Origin of the sequence: Pseudophaeobacter sp., assembly GCF_039971195.1 — a bacterium.
Taxonomy (GTDB): Bacteria; Pseudomonadota; Alphaproteobacteria; order Rhodobacterales; family Rhodobacteraceae; genus Pseudophaeobacter.
On the sequence record NZ_JBDWPJ010000011.1, the window covers coordinates 1 to 2,389 of the forward strand.

Sequence of the window (2,389 nt, forward strand, 5' to 3'; positions counted from 1 at the left end):
CAGGCAATTGCCCTGGGCCAGAGCGCAGGCAATGGCGGTGGCGAGGCTACAGCCGGTACCGCGTTTCTCCACCGGCAGTCGCGGGGCGGCAAAGCTGGAATGCCCCGCAGATGCGTAAAGATGATCGGTGCTGTCAGTGCCCCTGCCGTGACCACCTTTGATCAGCACCGCCTGCACCCCTGTGGCCCGCAGTTGATCGGCCTGCCAGTGCAGGGTCTCGGGGTCCTGTGTGGGCTCAGCGGTCGAGGGCTGCGTCAGGGCAGCATTCATATCGGGCGGCGCAAAGGCGGCGCTGAGCCGGGCGCTTTCCTGTAGATTTGGCGTCAGCAAAGTGACCCGCTCCAGAAGGAGGCGAAGCGTTTCTGCCGTCATCAACTCTCCGCCAGAGGAGCTCTTGAGCACTGGGTCCAGAACAATGGGTATGCCCTGTGGTAGCGCCTGCACCAGCTGGCGGGCGGCCTCTGGGGTGCCGATCATGCCGATCTTCACGGCCCGGGGGCTCTCCCCGCCAGGGGCAAAGGCGGCGCGAACCTGGGCGCCGATGATCTCTGGCGGCACGGGGTGGCTGGCAATCAGGGCGGCATTGGTTTGCACCGTGACCGCCGTCACCACCGGGGAGACGGAACAGCCCATACTGGCAGCCATGGCGATATCGCGGCTAAGGCCCGCACCGCCGCTGCTATCGGTGCCCGCAATGACCAGAATGCGGCTCATGCGCTGTCTCCCCGGGTCCCCAGCGCGAGGATTTCAATGCGGTCAAAGTCCTGCGCCTGCAGGTCGCGCGCCACCCGCCAGGCCCGCACCCCAGAGCGGCAACACAGAACCACCGGGTGATCCGGGCTCAACCTGGCAGAGGTGACATCTTCGGGTAGGATACGTCGCGCATTGGCCGTTGCGGGTTTGGGCGCCTCCTCAACAGGGCGTAGATCGATCACCTGATCCTGCGGGCCTATCAGCGCAGGCGCGGTAAAGCGCAGAGGTTGGCCCGGTTCCGGTGCGCCTTCAAAGCAAAAGCTGCTCAGGGTCAGATCCGCCATCTCTATCTGCATCAGCCGTCCCAGCGGCGAGGGGCTGTGTTGTAACAGGGTTTTGAGCGCCAGTTGTGCCTGCAGGGATCCGATGACCCCGACAACCGGTCCCATGACCCCGGCGGAGGCGCAGCTGGCAGCGCTGTCTGGCAGCTCGGGAAACAGGGCGCGCAGGGAAGGCGCACCGCCGCAAAAGCCGCCCACATAACCGCGCTGGCCCAATACCGAAGCCGAGATCAGCGGCAGGCCAAGGTCCAGACAGGCATCCGATAGGATGTAGGAGGTGGCAAAACTATCCGCCGCATCCACCACCAGATCCACCGGCTCAAGCAGCTGCGCCACATTTTCAGCCGTGAGCGCCAGGCGGTGCAGATGCAGCATCAGTTCCGGGTTGGCGGCAAGCAATTGCTCGCCCGCAACGGTGACTTTGGCGCGGCCTAGATCGGCCATGGAGAACAGCGGCTGCCGGTGCAGGTTGCTTTCCTCGATCACATCCGGGTCCAGCAGGGTGATTGTCCCAACCCCTGCACCAGCGAGGTATTGCAGCACTGGCGCCCCCAGCCCGCCTGCGCCAATGACAAGCACATGCGATTGCCCCAACCGGTCCTGGCCTGCGGGGCCGACCTCGGGCAGTGCCATCTGGCGGGCATAGCGCGACATCAGCTGCAGGCCTCTGCCCAAAGTCGGCAGCGGGCCTCCGGGTTCTCTGCTTGCTGGATATCCGTCACCACCGCGGCGCTATCGGCCCCGGCGGCAAAGACACCGGGCAGCCGTTCCGGGGTGAGCCCGCCAATAGCCACCAAAGGCGTCTTGCCTGCGATCTCTTTCCAGCGGCTGACCCGGTCGAGCCCTTGCGGTTCCCATTTCATTTTCTTCAGCAGGGTCGGATAGACCGGCCCCAGCGCCACATAGGCCGGATCATGGCCCAGGGCGCGTTCCAGTTCTGCCTCATCATGGGTCGACAGCCCATAGCGGATCCCGGCGCGGCGCAGGGCGGCAAAATCGGCACTTTCCATGTCTTCCTGGCCAAGGTGGACAAAATTGCAGTTCAGCTCCAGCGCCAGTTGCCAGTGATCATTGACCACCAGCTGCGCCCCATGCACGGCACAGAAATCACGGGCGCGGGCGATCTGACGGCGCAGCTCCGCCTCGGGCGCATCCTTGATCCTGAGCTGCACCAGTCTGGCCCCCTGGGGCACAAGTAGCTCTACCCGGCCCACATGGCCGACAATCAGATAAAACCGTTCCATCAGGTCCTGCTCCTTCATATCAGTTCCGCCAGTCCCAGAACCGGGGTCGAGGGCACCGCCATGTCGCGGCGCTGCATCGGGTCGGCCCTGTATCCGGCCTGACCGGCCTCG

General features: G+C 65.0%; 3 protein-coding genes and 1 pseudogene. All 4 read right to left on the bottom strand.

The window, feature by feature from the left end; all coding sequences use genetic code 11:
- A partial coding sequence (gene thiD, locus ABJP42_RS00750) for a bifunctional hydroxymethylpyrimidine kinase/phosphomethylpyrimidine kinase (RefSeq protein ID WP_348337965.1) occupies positions 1-714 on the bottom strand: 714 nt, incomplete at its 3' end.
- Positions 711-1,688 (bottom strand): ThiF family adenylyltransferase, encoded by a 978-nt coding sequence (locus tag ABJP42_RS00755; RefSeq protein WP_348337966.1) that lies wholly within the window; start codon positions 1,686-1,688, stop codon positions 711-713. The genes ABJP42_RS00755 and thiD, both read right to left, overlap by 4 nt.
- Complete coding sequence (locus ABJP42_RS00760) at positions 1,688-2,278, bottom strand: thiamine phosphate synthase (protein WP_348337967.1); 591 nt, start codon at positions 2,276-2,278, stop codon at positions 1,688-1,690. Before ABJP42_RS00760 ends, ABJP42_RS00755 begins: the two co-directional genes overlap by 1 nt.
- A gap of 14 nt (positions 2,279-2,292) precedes the next feature.
- A pseudogene (locus tag ABJP42_RS00765) lies at positions 2,293-2,389 on the bottom strand (thiazole synthase); the annotation flags it as partial.

Excerpts from the sequence above, each read along its gene's own strand:
- ABJP42_RS00755 (WP_348337966.1), bottom strand. The coding sequence starts at position 1,688 with ATGTCGCGCTATGCCCGCCAGATGGCACTGCCCGAGGTCGGCCCCGCA.
- ABJP42_RS00760 (WP_348337967.1), bottom strand. The coding sequence starts at position 2,278 with ATGGAACGGTTTTATCTGATTGTCGGCCATGTGGGCCGGGTAGAGCTA.